Below are 18,756 nucleotides of genomic sequence, written 5' to 3' on the forward strand. Positions count from 1 at the left end.
GTCTCATTCCGGGGAAGCGTGCAAGGATGGGCGAGGCACCTGGGTTCGTCGGAAGGAGTGGGTTGTGGACGTGTTCGATGAGGATGCGGAGCCGTTCGACTTGAAGAACGACGTCGAGGAAACAGACGACGCTGATCTGGACGATTTCGACGACGACGGTGACGACCTCGAGGACGCCACCGAGGACGACGTCGACCTTGTGGTCGCGCTCTACCGTGAAGACGGTAAGGCCACTGCGGTGCCCATGGATTACGACCTCGCCAACGACTTCGACGAGCTCATCCGTCAGCTGAGCCGCCTCCCAGGCGACTCCGGCGCCGACGGCTGGGTCTCCGTGGCCGGCGAGTTCTTCGTGTTGTGCCGCGTGCGCGGCCGCACCGTCGAGGTGCTGCTGTCCGACGCGACGGCCGCCAACGACTGGCCCCTGGCCCGCGACGTGGTCGACTACCTCGGCGAGGACGTGCCGGACGAGGACGACGACTCCTTCCCGCTGGGCGACCTCGAGATCTACGCAGCCAGCGGTCTGCGCGGCTTCGAGATGGAGGCCATCGCCACGGATTACGACGAGGATTCCGACGTCCTCCTCGGTGTCATCGCGAAGAAGCTGAAGATCGGCGCGGAGTTCGAGCGCGCCGTCGAGTCCTTCGACGACTGACCGACGCCGTGGGCACGCGCTGGCATGACGCGATGCGTCGCGCGCTGGCCGAGGCGTCGGCCGCCGAAGCGCACGGCGACGTGCCGATCGGCGCCGTCGTCCTGAACCCGGCGGGCGAGGTCATCGCCGCCGCCGGGAACGAACGGGAACTCACTGGGGACCCCACCGCGCATGCGGAGGTCGTCGCCATCCGCCGCGCAGCGCAGGCCGTGGGGGAGTGGCGGCTCACGGACTGCACGCTCGTGGTCACCCTGGAACCCTGCACCATGTGCGCCGGGGCCATCGTCGCCTCCCGGATCGGGCACCTCGTGTTCGGCGCGTTCGACGAGAAGGCCGGCGCCGTCTCGTCGCTCTGGGACGTGGTGCGCGACCCCCGGCTCAACCACCGCCCGACGGTGACCTCACGGGTGCTGGAAACCGAATGCGCCGCCCTTCTTGAGCGGTTCTTCGCCGCCAAGCGCTAGGGGAACCCACCTGTCCGGTCATGACAGCTGAGCGCCTGAACCAGGTCAGTCGAGGATGGAGATGCCGCCGCGCAGATCCGGCTGCGCCTTGCGGAACACGATGGCCACCACGAGCGCCAGCACGCCGGCCCCGGCGGCGATGAACAGCGCGCCGGGCGCCCCCACCGCGTCGATCGCCACGCCGGCGACGGCGGCGCACACAGAGGTGCCCAGCAACTGGCCGGTGCCGATCCAGCCGTAGGCCTCCGCGGTGTCGGCGAACGGCACGCTGCCGGCGATGACCGAGGACACCGCCGCCAGCGCCGGCGCGATGCCCACGCCCGCGATGAACAAGGCGGCGGTCAGGCCCCAGAAGCCGGTCAGGATCGCGGCCAACACCAGGCCGACCACCATGATCATCGTGCGCAGGGCCAGCGACCAGCGCGAGATGGGCCGGTTGCCCGCCGCGAGCCCGCCGATGAGCGACCCGAACGACGTGATGCCCAGCACGATGCCGGCGAGGATCGAGCCCTCGTCGAAGCTGGCCACGACACCCACCTCGACGGCGGCGAAGGCACCCAGGAACAGCGCCGAGGTGACCATCATCAGGATCACCGACGGGTTCTGGAGCACGCGGCCCAGCTTGCGGTCCGTCAGCGGGATCTTCATGGTGCGCACGGCCGGCGCCAGCATGAAGGCGAGGCCGCCGACGATCTGTACGGCCACCACGATGAGCAGCGCCACGGTGGTGTCGAACGCGGCCACCAGCATGGTGATGGACACCGGGCCGATGACCCAGATGACCTCCTGCAGCGCGGCGTCGAAGCTGAAGAGCGTCGTGAGGAGGGGGCGCGGGGTCACCCGCGGGTACAGGGTGCGGACCGCCGGGATCACGGGCGGGACGGTGCCGCCGCCAAGGGCGCCCAGCACGATGAGCCAGAACAGGGGGAGGGTGGGGAACAGTGCGAGCGCGGAGAAGGCGGTGACCGACAGGAGGGTGCACACCAGCAGCACCCGGAAGGTGCCGAACCGGCTCAGCAGCCGCGACACCGGCGGCCCGGCCACAGCCATGGCCGCGGAGAACGCGCCCAGCACCAGACCGGCGGCGGTGTAGGTGCCCTGGGCCCGCTCCACGTGCATGAGGATGCCCAGCGTGTACATCCCGGCCGGGAACCGGGCGGCCAGCTGGGCTGCCAGGATGAGCGGGAGTCCCGGGACGCGGAGGAGGGCCGAGATTTCACGCACCGGCCTACTGTACGCGCCGGGCGCGGGTGGCTGGCAAACCACGATTGGTGATCACCGGTGGGAATCACTACACTGGTCTGCGGTGATGTGTCTGAGCGGCCGAAAGAGCTCGCCTCGAAAGCGAGAGTAGGGCAACCTACCGGGGGTTCAAATCCCTCCATCACCGCCGACGAACCCCCGGAAGAGATTCCGGGGGTTCAGTGTTTTCTGTGGGCCCCGGAGCCGAGGCTACGGGCGTGCGTGAGACGGGCTCAGCTCTCCGTCGTCGGCGAGGGGGACGGGGACGCAGGCGCCGACTCGTCCGTGGCCACCGGCGGCCTGCAGATCGAACCACCGGCGGACGACACCTGGTAGATGATCTGCTCCGTGGGCGCGTAGCCCTGCCAGGCGGTGCCGACCAGCACGTCGAGGGTGCCGTCGATGCGGTCGTCGTACTCGATCTTCGGGTCGATGAAGTTCGACATCAGCAGCCGCATGGCGGGGTACTGATCCTTGTTGCCGCGGATCACCGTCTCCTTGATGGTCTCCTCGGTGTCGTCGACGCTCACCACGTTGTACCCGCCGTCGGTCAGTTGCGTGCCGATCCGACGCGCCAGCCCGGTGGTGAAGCCGCCGTTGTACACGTGCACGAACACCATGGTGGGGTTGACGAACTCCGTGGCTTCAGTGACGCACGGCGTGGGCGGTGTCGTCGGCAGCGGCGCGGTGAGTTCGCGCCAACCCCACAGGAAACCCCACCCGAGAAAGCCCAGCAGGCCCAGCAGAATCACCGGGGTGGCTATCAGGCGGAAGATGCGCACTTGTTTACATTCGCTTTCGTCGAGGAGTATCCCTGGTGGGAGATTACTTCAACTCGAGGACCCTGGCGTGCATTGTCTGCCGTTGCTGGAGCGCGGCGCGCAGCGCCCGGTGCAGCCCGTCCTCCAGGTAGAGCTCGCCGCGGTAGGACACGACGTGCGCGAAGAGGTCGCCGTAGAAGGTGGAATCCTCCTCCAGCAGCGCCTCCAGATCCAGGGTGCGCTTGGTGGTCACGAGTTCGTCGAGGCGCACCTGATGGGGCGCGATCGCGATCCACTGCTTCTGTGTGTACCCGTGGTCCGGGTAGGGGCGGGAATCGCCGACTCGCTTGAAGATCACGCCGCCAGCCTACCCAACCCGCCCGCCGCCCGGAGCCAGCGGCGCCCATAGGTGCCCCCGTACGCCGTAAACACGCCCCTTCGACGAGGGTCTGTGGGACGATGCGGACGTGAACGATGCAGCACCGACTGACCAGATCAGGGCCGGCTACACCTTCGAGGCACCCGCAGCGACGCTGGGCGTCCTCGTCGACGGAGAGCCCGCCGTCGACGTGCCCATCCGCATCCCCCTGTCGATGTTCAACAGGCACGGCCTGGTGGCCGGGGCCACCGGCACGGGCAAGACCAAGACCCTGCAGGTGATGGCCGAGGCGCTGTCGGTGGCCGGTGTACCCGTCTTCGCCGCGGACATCAAGGGCGACCTCAGCGGCATGGCCTCGCCGGGCGAATCGAACGAGAAGATCCTCGCGCGCACGCAGAAGCAGGGCCAGCCCTGGCAGCCGACGGCGTTCCCCGCCGAGTTCTACGCCCTGGGCGGGCAGGGCATCGGAGTGCCGGTGCGAGCGGCCGTGTCGTCGTTCGGGCCCATCCTCCTGTCCAAGGTGCTGGGCCTCAACCAGGTGCAGGAATCCTCGCTGGGGCTGGTGTTCCACTACGCCGACAAGAACGGCCTGCTGCTCCTCGACCTCAAGGACCTCGTCGGCCTGCTCAAATGGCTCACCTCGGATGAGGGCAAGCCGGAGCTGAAGGGCATCGGCGGGGTGTCGACGGCCACCGCCGGCGTGATCCTCCGCTCGCTCGTGACCCTTTCGGACCAGGGTGGCGACGTCTTCTTCGGCGAGCCCGAGTTCGAGCCCTCGGAGCTGCTGCGGGTGGCGCCGGACGGCCGCGGCGTGGTGTCGCTGCTGGAACTGCCGCAACTCGCCACGCAGCCCGCGCTGTTCTCCACGTTCCTGATGTGGCTGCTGGCAGACCTGTTCACCTCGCTGCCCGAGGTCGGCGACCTCGACAAGCCCAAGCTGGTGTTCTTCTTCGACGAGGCCCACCTGCTCTTCAACGACGCGTCGAAGGCGTTCCTCCAGGCCATCACGCAGACCGTCCGGCTGATCCGCTCCAAGGGCATCGGCGTGTTCTTCGTCACGCAGACCCCCAAGGATGTGCCCGACGACGTGCTGGCGCAGCTCGGTTCGCGCGTCCAGCACCAGCTCAGGGCCCACACGCCCAACGATGCGAAGGCGCTCAAGGCCACCGTCGACACCTACCCGCACTCCCATTACGACCTCGAGCAGGTGCTGCAGCAGCTGGGCATCGGCGAGGCCGTCGTGACCGTGATGAGCGAGAAGGGCGCGCCCACCCCGGTGGCCTGGACGCGGATCTGGGCGCCGGCCTCCTCGATGTCGCCGACGCCCGAGGCCCAGTTGCGGGCCTCGGTGGAGGCGTCGCCCCTGTTCGCGCGGTACGGCCAGGCGGTGGACAGGGAATCGGCCTACGAGATCCTGACCCGCCGGCTCGAGGAGGGCTCGGCGCAGGCCGAGGCCGAACGGCTCGAGGCAGAGCGGGTGCAGGCCGAGGCGGCCGCCCAGAAGGAGCAGGAGCGCACCCAGCAGGAGTGGGAGAAGCAGCAGCGCGAGAACGAGCGCGAACTGGCCCGCCTGGAACGCGAACGCAAGCAGGCGGAGGCCGAGCGGCGCCGCTATGAGCGGGAGAACCCGTCGCTGATCGAGCAGGTCACGAAGTCGCCGGTGTTCAAGGACGTCATGCGTACCGCCGGTCGCGAGATCGTGCGCAGCATCTTCGGCACCGGCCGCCGGGGGCGGTAGCAGCTCAGTCGACGGTGTAGGTGGGGATGTCCGGATCCTCGCGCACAGCGTCCGACAATGCCTGCAGCTCCTCGGCCAGCGCCTGCGCGCCCAGGTCGCCGCTGAGGAACTGCCCCCAGAGGCGGTTGTAGTCCTCGGACAGGCCATAGTGGGACACGAAGCGCCACGAGTACACGTCCTCCCCGGCGTCTGCCAGGAGGCGGGTCTGCGCGGCCAACGCCGTCGACTCCAGGTCTGCCGGCACCGTGGTGCGCACGACCGTGGGCACCAGGTTGTTCCGTGCGAACGACTCCGCCGCCTCCCTCGACAGCAGGGTCCGCAGGAGCTCCTGCCCGCCGGCCGGGTTCGCTGAATTCTTCGGCACCATGAACTGCTCGATGGGCTGCGCGTGCGCGGCGGACCAGGGCAGCGTCGGCGCGGCCGTGAGCGCGGGCACCGGGGCCACCGTCATCTCGAAGCCCTGCGAAGTGCGGCCGTCCATCTCCCTGGCGATCCAGGACCCCGATGGGTAGAACAGGGCTTTCTGGTACTGCGACCACTCGGCCTGGGCGTCCACGTACGCCCCGCCGTAGCGGACGAAGCCCGCGGCCACGCACTCCGCCAGCGACTGCAGCACGCCTGTGACGGCGGGGTGGTACCAGCCCTCGGGCTCCACGTTGTCGAGCGCCCGGCGCACGTCGTGACCGCCCTCCTTGATGGCCGACGAGATGGCCAGCTCGGCGTAGTAGCCGGCGGCGTCGTCGCCCCACACGAACAGGTCCTGACCCAGCTCGCGGGCCCGCTCGCCGAGCTCCAACAGCTCGTCCCACGCGGTGGGCACTGCCCAGCCCTGGGCCGCGAAGTGGCTGGCGGAGTGCCAGAGCCCGTAGACGCTCAGCGCGTAATCCAGCGCCACGTGGCGGCCGTTGAACGTGCCGGCCTGCACCACGCCGCCATACAACGTCTCCTCGATGGGGACGCCCTCCAGGTTGAGGGACGACATCAGGTCGTCGAGCGGAAGGAGTTCGTCGACGATGTCCGCGACGGCGAGCTGGTGGCTGCCTGAGTTGTCGACGAGGTCCGGCGGGGTGGCGCCGTCGGCGAACAGGGGCGCCACGTCTGCGGTGATGTCGCTACTCGCGGCCACCTGGACCCGCAGGCCCCCATAGGTCTTCCGCATGGCGGTGGCGGCGTCGCGCACGTAGCCGACGCCGAACGCGCCGTCGAAGATGACGGCCTTGACGCTGCTGGGCACCGTGAGCCCGAACGGATGGGTGACCGTGGGGCTGGGCTCCGGCGTGGAGGCGGGGCTCCCCGTCCGGCTCTCGCCCGGGGGCGCCGGCGGCTGGGTGCTGACGCACGCCGTCAGCGGCACGACGGCGGCCGCGGCCAGGAAGTGTCGTCGCCCCAGAATGGTCATGCAGGAACTCTAGCCCCGGGTCCGCAGGGAGCACCCTTCGGCCTGCCCGGCGCCCAGCGCCGGGACGGGGGCCGAGGGGGGGTCAGCGACCGGTGCCCGCGTAGACCGTGGCCTCGTCCGAGCCGTCGAGCCCGAAGGCGCTGTGGGCGGCGCGCACGGCGTCGTCGACATCATCGGCACCGACGATCACCGAGATGCGGATCTCCGAGGTGGAGATCATCTGCAGGTTCACGTCCGCCTTGGCCAGCGCGTCGAAGAACGTGGCGGAGACCCCCGGGTGCGAGCGCATGCCCACGCCCACCACGGAGACCTTGCCGATCTGGTCGTCGTAGAGCACCTCCTCGAAGCCCACCTCGTCCTTGATGGCGTCGAGCGCGGCGATGGCCTTGGCGCCCAGGTCCATGGGGAGGGTGAACGAGATGTCCGTGGCGGCGTCCGACAGGCGCGAGATGTTCTGCACGATCATGTCGATGTTGATGTCGGCCTGGGCGATCGCGCGGAAGATGCTGGCCGCTTCGCCCACCCGGTCCGGCACGTTGACGATGGTGATCTTGGCTTCGGTGCGGTCGTGGGCGACACCGGTGATGATGGCTTCTTCCATGGCTCCGTCTTTCGTGATCTGATCCTGGCTCTTGACCCAGGTGCCGGGCTTGTCGGTGAACGAGGAACGCACGTGCACGGGCACGCCCTCGCGGCGCGCGTACTCGACGCAGCGCAGGTGCAGGATCTTGGCGCCGCTGGCGGCCATCTCCATCATGTCCTCGTAGCCGATCTCGCTGATCTGGCGGGCGGACTTCACGATGCGCGGATCCGCCGTGTAGACACCGTCCACATCCGAGTAGATCTCGCAGTAGTCGGCGCCCAGCGCGGAGGCGAGCGCGACGGCGGTGGTGTCCGACGCGCCGCGGCCGAGCGTCGTCACGTCCTTGGTGGTCTGGGCGACCCCCTGGAAGCCCGCGACGATCACGACGCTGCCCTCTTCGAGCGACTTCACGACGCGGCCCGGGGTGATGTCGATGATGCGCGCGTTTCCGTGCGTGGGGGTGGTCAGGATGCCGGCCTGTGATCCGGTGTAGGACACCGCCTCCACACCGAGGTCCGCCAGCGCCATCGCCAGCAGCGCGGCCGACTGGCGCTCGCCGGTGGTCAACAGCATGTCGAGTTCGCGCGACTTGGGGCTGGGGGAGACCTGCAGCGCCAGGTCCATCAACTCGTCGGTGGTGTCACCCATGGCGGAGATGACGATGATGACGTCGTGCCCTTCGCCGCGGGTGCGTGCGATGCGGCGGGCGACGCGCTTGATGGACTCCGCGTCCTGAACCGAACTGCCGCCGAACTTCTGAACGATGCGACCCATGTGTGAGAACCTCCTGAGGACCGCGTATCAGGATAGTTCTCCTGAGCCCACGAAGCGAGGGCCGTCCGCCGTCGGCGCTCCCACCCCAAATCTTGATCTAGGGTCGCGGACGACGCCGAATCACGATTCGGGTCTATGTGGTCCTCGCGCCGAATCTTGATCTGGGGTCGCGGACGACGCCGAATCAAGATTCGGGTCGCCAGTGCGACCCCCGCACACGCCCCGACGGCGCCCGGCTCCAGCGGGTAATGTCGGGCCCGTGACCGCGCTTCCGATCCTCACCGCAGAAGAACAGCGCGTGCTGGGGTGCCTCCTCGAGAAGGAGATCACCGTCCCGGCCAGCTATCCGCTGACGCTCAACGCCCTGCGCACCGCCTGCAACCAGTCCAGCAGCCGCGAGCCCGTCGTCGACTACGACGAGCGCACCGTCCAGGACGCCGTGCGCTCCCTGAAGGACCGGGGGCTGGCCCGCATCACGTGGCTGGACTACGGCAAGCGCACCCTGAAGTACTCGCAGAGCGCCGTGGAGCCCCTGGCGCTGCCCGACGACGAGCGCGCCCTGCTGACCGTGCTGCTGCTCCGCGGCCCCCAGGCGCCGGGCGAGCTCAAGGCCCGCACCGACAGGCTGCACCGCTTCACGGACAGGGAAGCGGTGGAAGCCGTCCTGCAGCGCATGGCGCAGCGCGAGGAGCCGCTGGTGCGCCAGCTCGAGCGCAAGGCCGGCCACCAGGACCACCGCTGGCTCCACCTCCTGGGCGACATCCCGCCCGACGTCGGCCCTGAGGCCGCCGTGGACCGCGAGCAGATCCTGGCGGAGGGTGTCGACTCCCGCGACGAGGCCATGGTCGTCGCCTATGAGGCGCTGGCAGACCTCGAGCCGGACCCGATGTCGCCCACGGCGTTCGAGGACTGGTTCATCGCGCACGTGGCCGAACTCTCGGGCCCGCACCAGACGGCCGACATCGGCTGCGGCCTGGGCGACACCACGCTCCTCCTGGCGGAGGCCGGTGCGCTGCCCACCGGTTTCGACCTGGCACCGCGCATGATCGAGGTGGCCCGCGAGCGCAACCTCGACGTCGAGTTCGAGGTGGGCGATTTCCGCCGCCTCCTGCGGCCGGGCAACGACGCGGGCTGGGGCGCCATCCTGGCCTGGTACTCCTTCATCCACCTCGCGCCCAGCGAACTGGCGGCCGTCCTCCGGCACCTCGCCCAGACCCTGCTGCCCGACGGCGTGCTCGCGCTGGCGGTCTACGTCGGCAACGCCGTCGAACCGGTGACGCAGTGGGACGGCGAAGAGGTGGCGGTGCCGCTGGTGCTGCACGACCCAGCCGAGATCCGCCGCGCGATGTCCGCGGCCGGCCTGGAATCCGAGTCGTACCTCGTCAGCGGCGACGCGGATCGGGACCGGCTCTATCTCATCGGCCGACGCAGAGCCTAGTCAAACACCCACCAAGCATTATCGAGAGGACTACCCTGTCTGCCATGGATACGGTTCGCTGGGGCATCGTCGGCACGGGAGCTATCGCACACGGAGTGGCTGGAGACTTCCAGTTCGTCCCCGGCGCGGCACTGACCGCCGTCGCGTCACGCACCACCGCCAAGGCCCAGGCGTTCGCCGCCAAGCACGGCATCCCCAAGGCCTTCGGCTCCTACGCCGAGATGCTCCAATCCGAGGACGTCGATGTCGTCTACATCGCCACGCCGCACCCCCAGCACCGCGACGTGGCGCTCATGGCCATCGCCAACGGCAAGGCCGTCCTCGTCGAGAAGGCCTTCACCGCCACCCTGTCCGGAGCCCGCGACATCGTCAGGGCGGCCCGCCAGCGGGGCGTGTTCGCCATGGAAGCCATGTGGACCCGCTTCCTGCCGGTGGTCGAGGCCGCCCGCGAAGTGGTGGCGTGGGGGCGCATCGGCGACGTCGTCTCGGTGCAGGGTGACCTCTACGCGTACCGCGAGTTCCAGCCCGACCACCGCCTCTTCGCCAAGGAACTGGGCGGCGGCGCCATCCTCGACCTGGGCGTCTACGTCGTCAACTTCGCCCAGGCGTTCCTCGGCGACGTCAAGTCTGTGGACTGCATGACGCGCCTGTACCCCACGGGAGTGGAACGGGCCGCCAGCATCAGCCTCGCGCACACCGGCGGTGGGCTGTCGTCGCTGGCGGTCGGCTTCGACGGGCATGGCCCGGCCCGGATGGTCATCATCGGCACCAAGGGCTGGATCGAGGTGGAGCCGCGTTTCCACCACCCGTCGATGATCACCATCCACCGCAACGGCGTGCTGCCGCGCATCATCGAGGCCATGCCCACCGGCCGCGGCTACAGCCACGAGTTCGCCGAGGTCACGGAGCGGATCAGGGAGGGCTGCACGGAGTCGTTGACGATGCCGCTCGACGACACCCTCGAGGTGATGCGGGTGCTCGAGTCATGCCTCCGGCAGGCAGGGATCTCCCACAGCGACGCCAACCTGGCGCTCATCTGAACCGCTCTTGAACTGACAAAGTCGTCAGGTGTCAGGAGATGGGTCGCCCCACCAAGGCCACCCCGATGCCGGGGATACCGACCCGGAGCATTAACCTGACCTTGAGGTCGTAAGACATCAGATTTACGGTTTGACTGCACCTTATGCGTCACTTTGTGTACCGTCACAGGCGGTACTCATCGTCGAGCGACCCCTCCTCGTAGGTAAATCTTGTTCGCAGAAGGATCTTCCCCAGTGCGCCTGCATGCTCTTTTGTCCGCCGCTTTGGGGGCTGTGCTCATCCTCTCCGGGATGGGTCTTCAGTCTTCCCAGGCCACCACCGCGATAGACAACTCCAACATCGAATCCGTCCGCGCTGCTTATCAGCAGCAGCTCAAGCCGGCCTTGGCCGTGCAGCAGGACTGGACCGGGAACCTCGACACCTGCGCGGCGGGTGCCCCCAGCGCCGCGGCCCAGAAGGCCACGCTCGACGCCGTAAACTACTTCCGCGCCATGGGTGGTCTCGCCGCGGTGAAGTTCGACGCCGCGCTGTCCGCCAAGGCGCAACAAGCGGCCCTCATCATGAGCGCCAACAAGCGGCTCGACCATTACCCGACGGATTCCTGGCGCTGCATCAGCGCCCAGGGCAAGGAGGCCGCAGGCCGCTCGAACATCGCGCTCGGCGCGGTGCGCTCCGGCTCCGGCGCGGGCGCCATCGCGCTGTACATGTCTGAGCCGGGCGCGTCGAACACGGCCGTGGGCCACCGTCGCTGGGTGATGCGCCCGCACACGACGACCATGGGCAGCGGTTCCACCACCAACTCCAACGCCCTCTGGGTCATCAGCACCCCCAACGACAACCGCTCCAACCCGGATCCCGCCTGGATCCCGTGGCCCACGGCCGGTTACTTCCCCACGCAGATCCAGCCCAACGGGCGGTGGTCGCTGACCGGCAACTCGTCGACCAGGTTCGACAGCGCCAAGGTGAGCGTGACAGGGCCTAACGGCCCCGTGCAGGTCACCAAGCAGCCGCTGGTCGGCGGCATGGGGAACCCGACGCTGGTCTTCGAGCTCGGCCTGCTGCCGAAGCCGGTGGGTTCCGCGGTGCACACCTATACCGTCACCGTCAGCGGCATCGTCCGCAACGGCGTCACCGTGAGCCACTCCTACGGCGTGAAGCTCTTCGACGCCGACGCGCCGGCCGCCGGGCAGCCCGCCCCGGCGAGCCCCAGCCCCACCATGCCGGCGCCGAGCCAGACGATCTGGGTCACCACCGGCAACCGCACCTCGCCTGCCCCGACGCCCACGCCGCCGAAGCCCACCGCCGGGGGTTTCGTGCGCAGTGCCCCCTACACCCTGCCGGGCATCCACAGGAACGTGAACGGCCGCGACTGGCAGACCCGGTGCGAGCCCTATTCGCAAACCGAACGCTGCCGCACCCACATCTGGGCCACGATCGTGGCCCAGGAAGGCGGGCGGTTCGTGCAGAAGGAGGGGTGGGCGTTCAACAACCTCACCTACCTGCCGCTCATGAGCCGTGCTGACTGGGGCGCCAACCCGATCGCCATCCACAACATGAATGGTTTCGAATCCGGTGGCCGCCGGTGGAAGACGGAGTGCGACACCGCCCAGACCGGCCGCGGCGCCTGCCGCAGCTACACGTTCACCACGGTCTTCCGCGCGACGACGACCACCAGCGGTCTGGTCGTGAAGCAGTCCGGCTCGTGGGTTTTCAACAACCTGGTGCTGTTCCGCTGACCTGTCTGCACCGGGTCGCAATGACATCGGGCCGGCTCGCAGGGTGCGAGTCGGCCCGATGTCGTTGGACGCCAGTGTCAGTCAGTGCCGCTGCTGAGGCTCACGCCTCGGGCAGCACGTCGGGGTTGTTCTCCGTCCAGGCCTTGATGGCGTCGGCCTCCTGGCCCTCGTCGAACTCGTTGACGACGGTGTTCTCGAGCGAGCCGTACTGCTCGTCGTCGAGCTTCAGCTCGCCGATCCACTCGGCGATGTCCGGGTACTCCTCCCCGAAGCCCTTGCGGGCCAGGAAGTGGAGGCTCTCGGTGTCGCCCAGCGCGCCCTCCGGGTCCTCCAGGTCACGGACGCCGAACTCGGCGTTGGCCCAGAACGGACGCCACAGGGTGACGACGATCTCCTCCTGCGCCGCGATCTTCGTCTTCAGCTCGGCCAGCATCGCCGCCGTGGAGCTGGTGACCAGTTCGAAGTCCTCTAGGCCGTAGCCGGGGATGACATCCTCCTGCGACACCCGCGACAGGCCCGCGCCCGGCTCGATCCCGATGATGCGGTTGTCCAACTCGGCCGCATGGTCCTTGACGTCGGCGATCGACTTCAGCTCGGAGTACTCCGGCACGGCCCAGGTCAGCACCGCGCCGTCGTAGTAGGCGCCGAGCGACTCGATCCTGTCGCCGTACTCGTCCATGTAGGTGGAGTGCGTGACCTCGGGCCACGCGGACGGGTAGATGTCCACGTCGCCCTGGGCGAGGCCGACGTAGAGGGGGCCCGGGTCGCCGAGCTCCTCCGTCGAGACGGTGTAGCCCATGTCCTCGAGCTGCGCCTTGAGCAGGTTGCCCATGGAGCGCCCGTCGGTCCAGGACGGGATGAATCCGAGAGTGATGTTCTTACTGGGCTCTGCGGCATCGGTCGCCTCCGGGCCGCACGCGGCGACTCCTGTCAGCAGTGCTGCGCCGAGCGCAGCGATTCCGATCTTGCGGATGGCAGTGAGCTTCACGTTTTCCTTTCAGTGGGGTCACGCAGCGAGTTCTGCGGACTCCCTGGCCTTGGCCTTCTTCTCGCGGGTGGTCTTCCACTTCGCGAGCAGGGATGAGGTGTGCTGCGCGGGCGTGCCCAGCGCGGCGGTGAACCGGTCGAGGAAGATCGCGAGGAACACGATGGACAGGCCTGCCTCGGCGCCGCGGGCGATGTTCACGGTGCCGAGGGCGGCGACGACCTCCTTGCCGAGGCCGTCGGACCCGACGAGCCCGGCGATCACGGCCATCGACAGCGCCAGCATGATGACCTGGTTGATGCCGGCCATGATCGTGGGCACCGCGAGCGGTAGCTGCACGCCGCGCAGGACGTCCCACTCGGTGGCGCCGAAGGAGTGGGCGGCCTCGACGGTCTCCCTGTCCACGCCGCGGATGCCAAGCTCCGTGAGCCGCACGGCCGGCGGAAGCGCGAAGATCACGGTGGAGAACAGCCCGGGGACCGCCCCGATGCTGAAGAACGTGATGGCCGGGATGAGATAGACCATCGCGGGCATGGTCTGCATGAGGTCGAGGACCGGCTTGACGGCGGCGCTTACCCTGTCGCTGCGCGCGGCCCAGATGCCCGTCGGGATGGCGATGACCACCGCCGTCAGGGTGGCGATCAGGACCAGCGCCAGGGTCTGCATCGCCTGGCTCCACTGCCCCATGCTCATGATCAGCAGGAACGAGACGACCACGCCGATGGCCAGCCGCCAGGAACGCACCAGCCAGGCCAGCGCGGCGAAGCCGGCGATCATCGCCAGCGGAGGCGGGGCGAGCAGCACCGCGGCCACCGCGTCGTTGGTCCAGGTGCCCGCGTCCTTGAGCAGGTCCAGCAGGAAGCGCAGGTTCAGGCTGATCCAGTCGACGAGGTCGGCCGCCCAACTGCCCACGGGGATCCGGGGTGGGAATTCGTTCATGCCGGGATTCCTTCGGGTTCGACGGTGTCCTCGACAACGAGGTCGTCCCCGTTGACGGGCGTGGCTGCCGCCAGGAGGGTCACCCGCGGGACGACGCCGACCACGCGGCCGTCGTCCTCCGTCACAACGAGAGGCGCCAGGTGCTGGGCGGAGTGTTCGAACAGTTCGTTGACGGGGGTCTCCGCACCCACGATGGGCAGTTCATGCACCGTCGAGTAGGGCAGCGTGGTGGCGCCGTGCCGCACGGCGTTGGCGACGTCCTCGGCCCACACCATGCCGACGGGGCGGCGGTCGCGGCTCACCACCAGCAGCCAGTTGGGTTGGTGCTCGCGCAGGATCTTGTGCGCCATCCGCGGCCCCTGGTCCTCGTAGAGGACGGCGTAGGGCTTCTCCGCGATGTTGCGGGCCGTCAGCACCCGCGTCCGGTCCACATCTGCGACGAACCTGGCCACGTAGCTGCTGGCGGGATCGTTCAGGATGTCCTCGGCGGTGCCGATCTGCTCGATGCGGCCGTCGCGCATCATCGCGATCCGGTCGCCCAGCCGCATGGCCTCGTTGAGGTCGTGGGTGATGAAGAGGATGGTCTTGCCCAGCTTCTGCTGCAGCTCGACCAGCTGGTCCTGCATGTCGCGCCGGATGAGCGGGTCCAGGGCGGAGAAGGCCTCGTCCATCAGCATGATGTCGGTGCCCGCCGCGAGCGCACGGGCCAGCCCGACGCGCTGCCGCATGCCGCCGGAGAGCTCGTCGGGCCGGTAGCCGCCCCAACCGCCGAGGCCCACCAGTTCGAGCGCCTCGTTGGCCTTCGCCTCGCGGTCGTGCCGGTTCATGCCCCGGATCTGCAGGCCGTACGCGGCGTTTTCGCCCACGGTGCGGTGGGGGAGCAGCGCGAAGTGCTGGAAGACCATGGAGACGTTCTGCCGGCGCACCTGGCGCAGCTGGCCGCTGCTGAGGCCGGACAAGGGCCGGTCGTGCACCAGCATCTCGCCACCGGTCAGCGGCAGGAGGCCGTTGACCATGCGGATCAGCGTCGACTTACCGGAGCCGGAGAGCCCCATGACCACGAAGATTTCCCCGGGATCCACATCGAAGCTGGCGTCGATCACGGCGGCCGTGAGACCCCGTTCCTGAAGCTGCTTCCGGTCCTCGCCCGACTCCAGCAGACGTATGCCGGATTCGGGTCGACGACCGAAAATCTTGTAGACGTGTGAGGCCTGAATTGCGCTCACGAAACTCCTCGGGCTGGTGGATTGGGGACTCCAACACCGTTGCCCAGAACCCGGGGTCAGTCAAAACACAACCGAATTATAACGCTGTTGCTGAGAAATCCTCAGAGGGGATGTCCGACGTCAGCGCGATTTGCCCCCCGAGTCCTAAGAAGACCCTAAGAATTCTTGGCCCGCCCCGGATCATGCCTTCTGGAGGGCGATCTTCAGCCCCAGCTCATCGTCGACATCCGTGGCTTCAGCCACCGGCGCGTTCGTGAGATCGACGGCGAGCACCTCGCCGGCGATGAGGCTCCGGTGGGTCTCGACGGCGTCGCCGAGGGGGCCGTCGGCCTCGACGGTGACGCGGATCCGGTCCGTGATCTCCAGCCCGGCGCGCTTGCGGGCGTCCTGGATGAACCGGATGACCTCGCGGGCCAGGCCGGCCAGCACCAGGGCCGGCGTCAGCTCCAGGTCGAGCGCGACGGTTTCGCCCTGCTCGTTGACCACGGACCAGCCCTCGCGGGGCCGCTCGGTCACGATGACGTCGTCGGCGGACAGCTCCACCTCTTCGCCCTCGAACTCGATCAGGGCGCGGCCGACGTCGCGGAGCTGCCCGGCGAGCCAGGCGGCGTCCAGCTCGGCGATGACCTTCGCCACGAGCGGCGTCTTCTTCGCGAAGCGCTTGCCGAGGTTGCGGTAGTTGCCCTTGGCGGAGAAATCGACGAGGTCGCCGGCCGAATCGAAGGACTCGATGGATTCGACGTTCAGCTCGGCTTTGACCTCTTCCTGCAACTCGGGCGAGAGCTTGGCGAAGATTCTCGACGGCACCAGCATGCGGCCCAGCACCTGGCGAACCTTCATCTTGGACTCGGCGCGCGCGGAGCGGCCCAGTTCGACGGTGCGCTGGGTCAGCTTCATCGCCTCGGTCAGTTCCGGGATGATGAGCGACTCGTCCGCCACGGGCCACGAGGCCAGGTGGACCGAGTTGGGGCCCTCCGGGTCCGCGGCGTAGAAGAGGTCCTGCCACACGCGCTCCGTGACGAACGGCATGATCGGCGCCAGCAGGCGGGTGAGCGTGTCGAGCGTCTCGTGGAGCGTCCACAGGGCGCCCTCGTCGCCGCTCCAGAACCGGCGACGGGAACGACGCACGTGCCAGTTCGACAACGCGTCGATGAAGCCGCCGAGTGCCTGCCCGTAGCGCTGCGTGTCGAAGTTCTCGAGCGCGTCCGTGGTCTCCAGGATCAGCTCCTGGGTGGTGGAGGTCAGCCAACGGTCCAGCACATGGCGATCTGCCACGGCGGGCGCGGTGCCCTTCGGCGCCCAGTTGGTGGCGCGCGCATACAGCGTGTGGAAGGCGACGGTGTTCCAGTACGTCAGCAGCACCTTGCGCACGGTCTCGCCGATGGTGGTGTCGCCCACCCGGCGGGCCGACCACGGCGAGCCGGAGCACGCCATGAACCAGCGCACCGCGTCGGCGCCGTGCTTGTCCATCAGCGGGATGGGTTCCAGCACGTTGCCCAGGTGCTTGGACATCTTGCGGCCGTCGTCGGCCAGGATGTGACCGAGGCACACGACGTTCTTGTACGCCGATTCGCCGAAGACGAGGGTGCCCACCGCCATCAGCGAGTAGAACCAGCCGCGGGTCTGGTCGATGGCCTCGCAGATGAAATCAGCCGGGTAGCGCTCCTCGAACATCTCGACGGAACCCTCGGCGTGCGGATAGCCCCACTGCGCGAAGGGCATCGAGCCGGAGTCGAACCAGGCGTCGATGACCTCGGGCACGCGCCGCGACTCCTTGCCGCAGGTGGGGCAGCCGAAGGTGATGTCGTCGACGAACGGGCGGTGCGGGTCGAGCGCCAACTGGTCCTGCCCAGTCAGCTCCGAGAGCTCCGCGCGGGAACCGACGCACACCTGGTGGTCGTCCTCGCAGCGCCAGATGGGCAGCGGCGTGCCCCAGTAGCGGGTGCGCGACAGGGCCCAGTCGACGTTGTTGGTGAGCCAGTCGCCGAAGCGGCCGTGTTTGATGTTCTCCGGGTGCCAGGTGGTGTCCTCGTTCTCGGCGAGCAGCTGGTCCTTGATGCGCGTGGTGCGGATGTACCAGGAGGGCATGGCGTAGTAGAGCAACGGGGTGTGGCAGCGCCAGCAGTGCGGGTAGCTGTGCGTGTAGTCCAGCTTGCGGAACATCAGGCCGCGCGAGGTGAGGTCCTCGACGATGAACGCGTCGGCGTCCTTGAAGAACATGCCGCCCACCAGGCTGAGGCCCTCCTCGAAGGCGCCCTCCTTGGTGACGGGGTTCACGAACGGCAGCCCGTAGGCGCGGCAGACGGCCATGTCGTCCTCACCGAAGGCCGGGGCCTGGTGGACCAGGCCGGAGCCGTCCTCCGTCGTGACGTAGTCGGCCAGCACCACGAAGTGGGCCTCGGCGGGGAACTCGACCAGTTCGAGCGGCCGCTGGTAGGACCAGCGCTCCATCTCTGCGCCGGTGAAGGATGCGCCCAGCGTCCATTCCTCGCCCAGCACCTGCTCGGCGAGCGGTTCGGCGACCACCAGCGACTTCTGCTCAGGGTGGCTGGCCACCCGGTAGGTGACCTCCGGATGCACCGCGACGGCGGTGTTGGACACCAGCGTCCAGGGCGTCGTCGTCCAGACCAGGAGGTCGACGTCGCCGGCGAGCGGGCCGGACGTGAGCGGGAAGCGCACGTAGATGGACGGGTCGGTGACGTCCTCGTAGCCCTGCGCGAGTTCGTGGTCCGACAGCGCGGTGCCGCAGCGCGGGCAGTAGGGCGCGACGCGGTAGTCCTCCTGCAGCAGGCCCTTGGAGTGGATCTGCTTCAGCGCCCACCACAGTGACTCCACGTACTCGGGCGTCATGGTGACGTAGGCCTTGTCGAGGTTGACCCAGTAGCCCATCCGCTCCGTCAGATCGGAGAACGCGTCGACGTGGCGCAGCACGGATTCGCGGCACCTGGCGTTGAACGCCTCCACGCCATAGGCCTCGATGTCGGCCTTGCCGGAGAAGCCCAGTTCCTTCTCGACGGCGAGTTCGACGGGCAGGCCGTGGCAGTCCCAACCCGCCTTGCGCTCCACGTGGAAGCCGCGCATCGTCTTGAAGCGGGGGAACATGTCCTTGAACACCCGCGCCTCGATGTGGTGGGTGCCGGGCATGCCGTTGGCGGTGGGCGGACCTTCGTAGAACGTCCAGGGCTCACCGCGCTTGGACTTCTCGAGGGACTGGTCGAACGTGCCGCGCTCAGCCCACAACTTCAGGATGTCGTGCTCCAGCGCCGGGAAATCGACCTGGGCGGGCACGGCGCGGTAGCCGGGAGTGGTGCTCATCGGGTGGGTTCCTTCTTCGTCTGCAATGGCGAAGGGACGAGCCGTGGCCCGCGGTACCACCCTTCTTGGACGCGTGAGCGC

At 68.5% G+C, this 18,756-nt stretch carries 15 protein-coding genes and 1 tRNA gene; 7 read left to right on the forward strand and 9 right to left on the reverse strand.

Annotated elements, in window-relative coordinates:
* The first annotated feature begins 64 nt into the window (after nucleotides 1-64).
* Nucleotides 65-655: a tRNA adenosine deaminase-associated protein gene (locus tag ACZK4S_RS10700; RefSeq protein WP_076063533.1), complete on the forward strand. Its 591-nt coding sequence runs from the start codon at nucleotides 65-67 to the stop codon at nucleotides 653-655.
* A 32-nt stretch (nucleotides 656-687) separates the two neighbouring features.
* Entirely contained in the window at nucleotides 688-1,119 is a 432-nt protein-coding gene (gene tadA / locus ACZK4S_RS10705) for a tRNA adenosine(34) deaminase TadA (RefSeq protein ID WP_463644240.1), read from the forward strand.
* Nucleotides 1,120-1,164: 45 nt separating this feature from the next.
* On the opposite strand, the gene ACZK4S_RS10710 is transcribed toward tadA, so the two are convergent.
* Complete coding sequence (locus tag ACZK4S_RS10710) at nucleotides 1,165-2,343, reverse strand: MFS transporter (protein ID WP_076063536.1); 1,179 nt, start codon at nucleotides 2,341-2,343, stop codon at nucleotides 1,165-1,167.
* A gap of 81 nt (nucleotides 2,344-2,424) precedes the next feature.
* On the opposite strand from ACZK4S_RS10710, the gene ACZK4S_RS10715 reads away from it, so the two are divergent.
* Nucleotides 2,425-2,509 (forward strand) — tRNA-Ser (locus ACZK4S_RS10715).
* Between the two features lie 85 nt (nucleotides 2,510-2,594).
* Here the strand turns inward: ACZK4S_RS10715 and ACZK4S_RS10720 are convergent.
* The gene (locus tag ACZK4S_RS10720; RefSeq protein WP_463644241.1) at nucleotides 2,595-3,143 is read right to left on the reverse strand and encodes a LytR C-terminal domain-containing protein; all 549 of its coding nucleotides are present in this window, start codon (nucleotides 3,141-3,143) and stop codon (nucleotides 2,595-2,597) included.
* Between the two features lie 43 nt (nucleotides 3,144-3,186).
* Nucleotides 3,187-3,480: a type II toxin-antitoxin system VapB family antitoxin gene (locus ACZK4S_RS10725; protein ID WP_076063541.1), complete on the reverse strand. Its 294-nt coding sequence runs from the start codon at nucleotides 3,478-3,480 to the stop codon at nucleotides 3,187-3,189.
* 109 nt (nucleotides 3,481-3,589) lie between these two features.
* Here ACZK4S_RS10725 and ACZK4S_RS10730 point away from each other — a divergent pair, with 109 nt between their 5' ends.
* Nucleotides 3,590-5,239 (forward strand): helicase HerA-like domain-containing protein, encoded by a 1,650-nt coding sequence (locus ACZK4S_RS10730; protein ID WP_463644242.1) that lies wholly within the window; start codon nucleotides 3,590-3,592, stop codon nucleotides 5,237-5,239.
* Nucleotides 5,240-5,243: 4 nt separating this feature from the next.
* Here ACZK4S_RS10730 and ngcE read toward each other — a convergent pair whose 3' ends face one another.
* Complete coding sequence (gene ngcE, locus ACZK4S_RS10735) at nucleotides 5,244-6,638, reverse strand: N-acetylglucosamine/diacetylchitobiose ABC transporter substrate-binding protein (RefSeq protein ID WP_463644243.1); 1,395 nt, start codon at nucleotides 6,636-6,638, stop codon at nucleotides 5,244-5,246.
* Nucleotides 6,639-6,720: 82 nt separating this feature from the next.
* On the reverse strand, nucleotides 6,721-7,995 hold the full coding sequence (locus tag ACZK4S_RS10740) for an aspartate kinase (protein ID WP_463644244.1): 1,275 nt from the start codon (nucleotides 7,993-7,995) through the stop codon (nucleotides 6,721-6,723).
* A 259-nt stretch (nucleotides 7,996-8,254) separates the two neighbouring features.
* Between ACZK4S_RS10740 and ACZK4S_RS10745 the strand changes: the two genes are divergently transcribed.
* The 3 genes from ACZK4S_RS10745 to ACZK4S_RS10755 all read left to right on the forward strand — a co-directional run bounded on the left by ACZK4S_RS10745 (nucleotide 8,255) and on the right by ACZK4S_RS10755 (nucleotide 12,210).
* Nucleotides 8,255-9,433, forward strand: a complete 1,179-nt coding sequence (locus ACZK4S_RS10745; protein WP_463644245.1) for a DUF480 domain-containing protein — start codon at nucleotides 8,255-8,257, stop codon at nucleotides 9,431-9,433.
* Nucleotides 9,434-9,468: 35 nt separating this feature from the next.
* The gene (locus tag ACZK4S_RS10750) at nucleotides 9,469-10,473 is read left to right on the forward strand and encodes a Gfo/Idh/MocA family protein (protein WP_463644342.1); all 1,005 of its coding nucleotides are present in this window, start codon (nucleotides 9,469-9,471) and stop codon (nucleotides 10,471-10,473) included.
* 291 nt (nucleotides 10,474-10,764) lie between these two features.
* A complete protein-coding gene (locus ACZK4S_RS10755) occupies nucleotides 10,765-12,210 on the forward strand; it encodes a CAP domain-containing protein (RefSeq protein ID WP_463644246.1) in 1,446 nt (481 codons plus the stop codon).
* 100 nt (nucleotides 12,211-12,310) lie between these two features.
* Here ACZK4S_RS10755 and ACZK4S_RS10760 read toward each other — a convergent pair whose 3' ends face one another.
* The 4 genes from ACZK4S_RS10760 to ileS form a co-directional block, all read right to left on the reverse strand.
* Nucleotides 12,311-13,198, reverse strand: a complete 888-nt coding sequence (locus tag ACZK4S_RS10760; protein WP_182766333.1) for a glycine betaine ABC transporter substrate-binding protein — start codon at nucleotides 13,196-13,198, stop codon at nucleotides 12,311-12,313.
* 18 nt (nucleotides 13,199-13,216) lie between these two features.
* Nucleotides 13,217-14,134 carry an ABC transporter permease gene (locus ACZK4S_RS10765; RefSeq protein ID WP_463644247.1) on the reverse strand — a complete coding sequence of 306 codons (918 nt, stop codon included), beginning with the start codon at nucleotides 14,132-14,134 and terminating at the stop codon, nucleotides 13,217-13,219.
* The gene (locus tag ACZK4S_RS10770; protein WP_463644248.1) at nucleotides 14,131-15,360 is read right to left on the reverse strand and encodes a quaternary amine ABC transporter ATP-binding protein; all 1,230 of its coding nucleotides are present in this window, start codon (nucleotides 15,358-15,360) and stop codon (nucleotides 14,131-14,133) included. The genes ACZK4S_RS10765 and ACZK4S_RS10770 overlap by 4 nt, the downstream gene beginning before the upstream one ends.
* 180 nt (nucleotides 15,361-15,540) lie before the next feature.
* Entirely contained in the window at nucleotides 15,541-18,675 is a 3,135-nt protein-coding gene (gene ileS, locus ACZK4S_RS10775; RefSeq protein ID WP_463644249.1) for an isoleucine--tRNA ligase, read from the reverse strand.
* Nucleotides 18,676-18,756: the final 81 nt, after the last annotated feature.

This window comes from Tessaracoccus zhenghani (genome assembly GCF_055326325.1).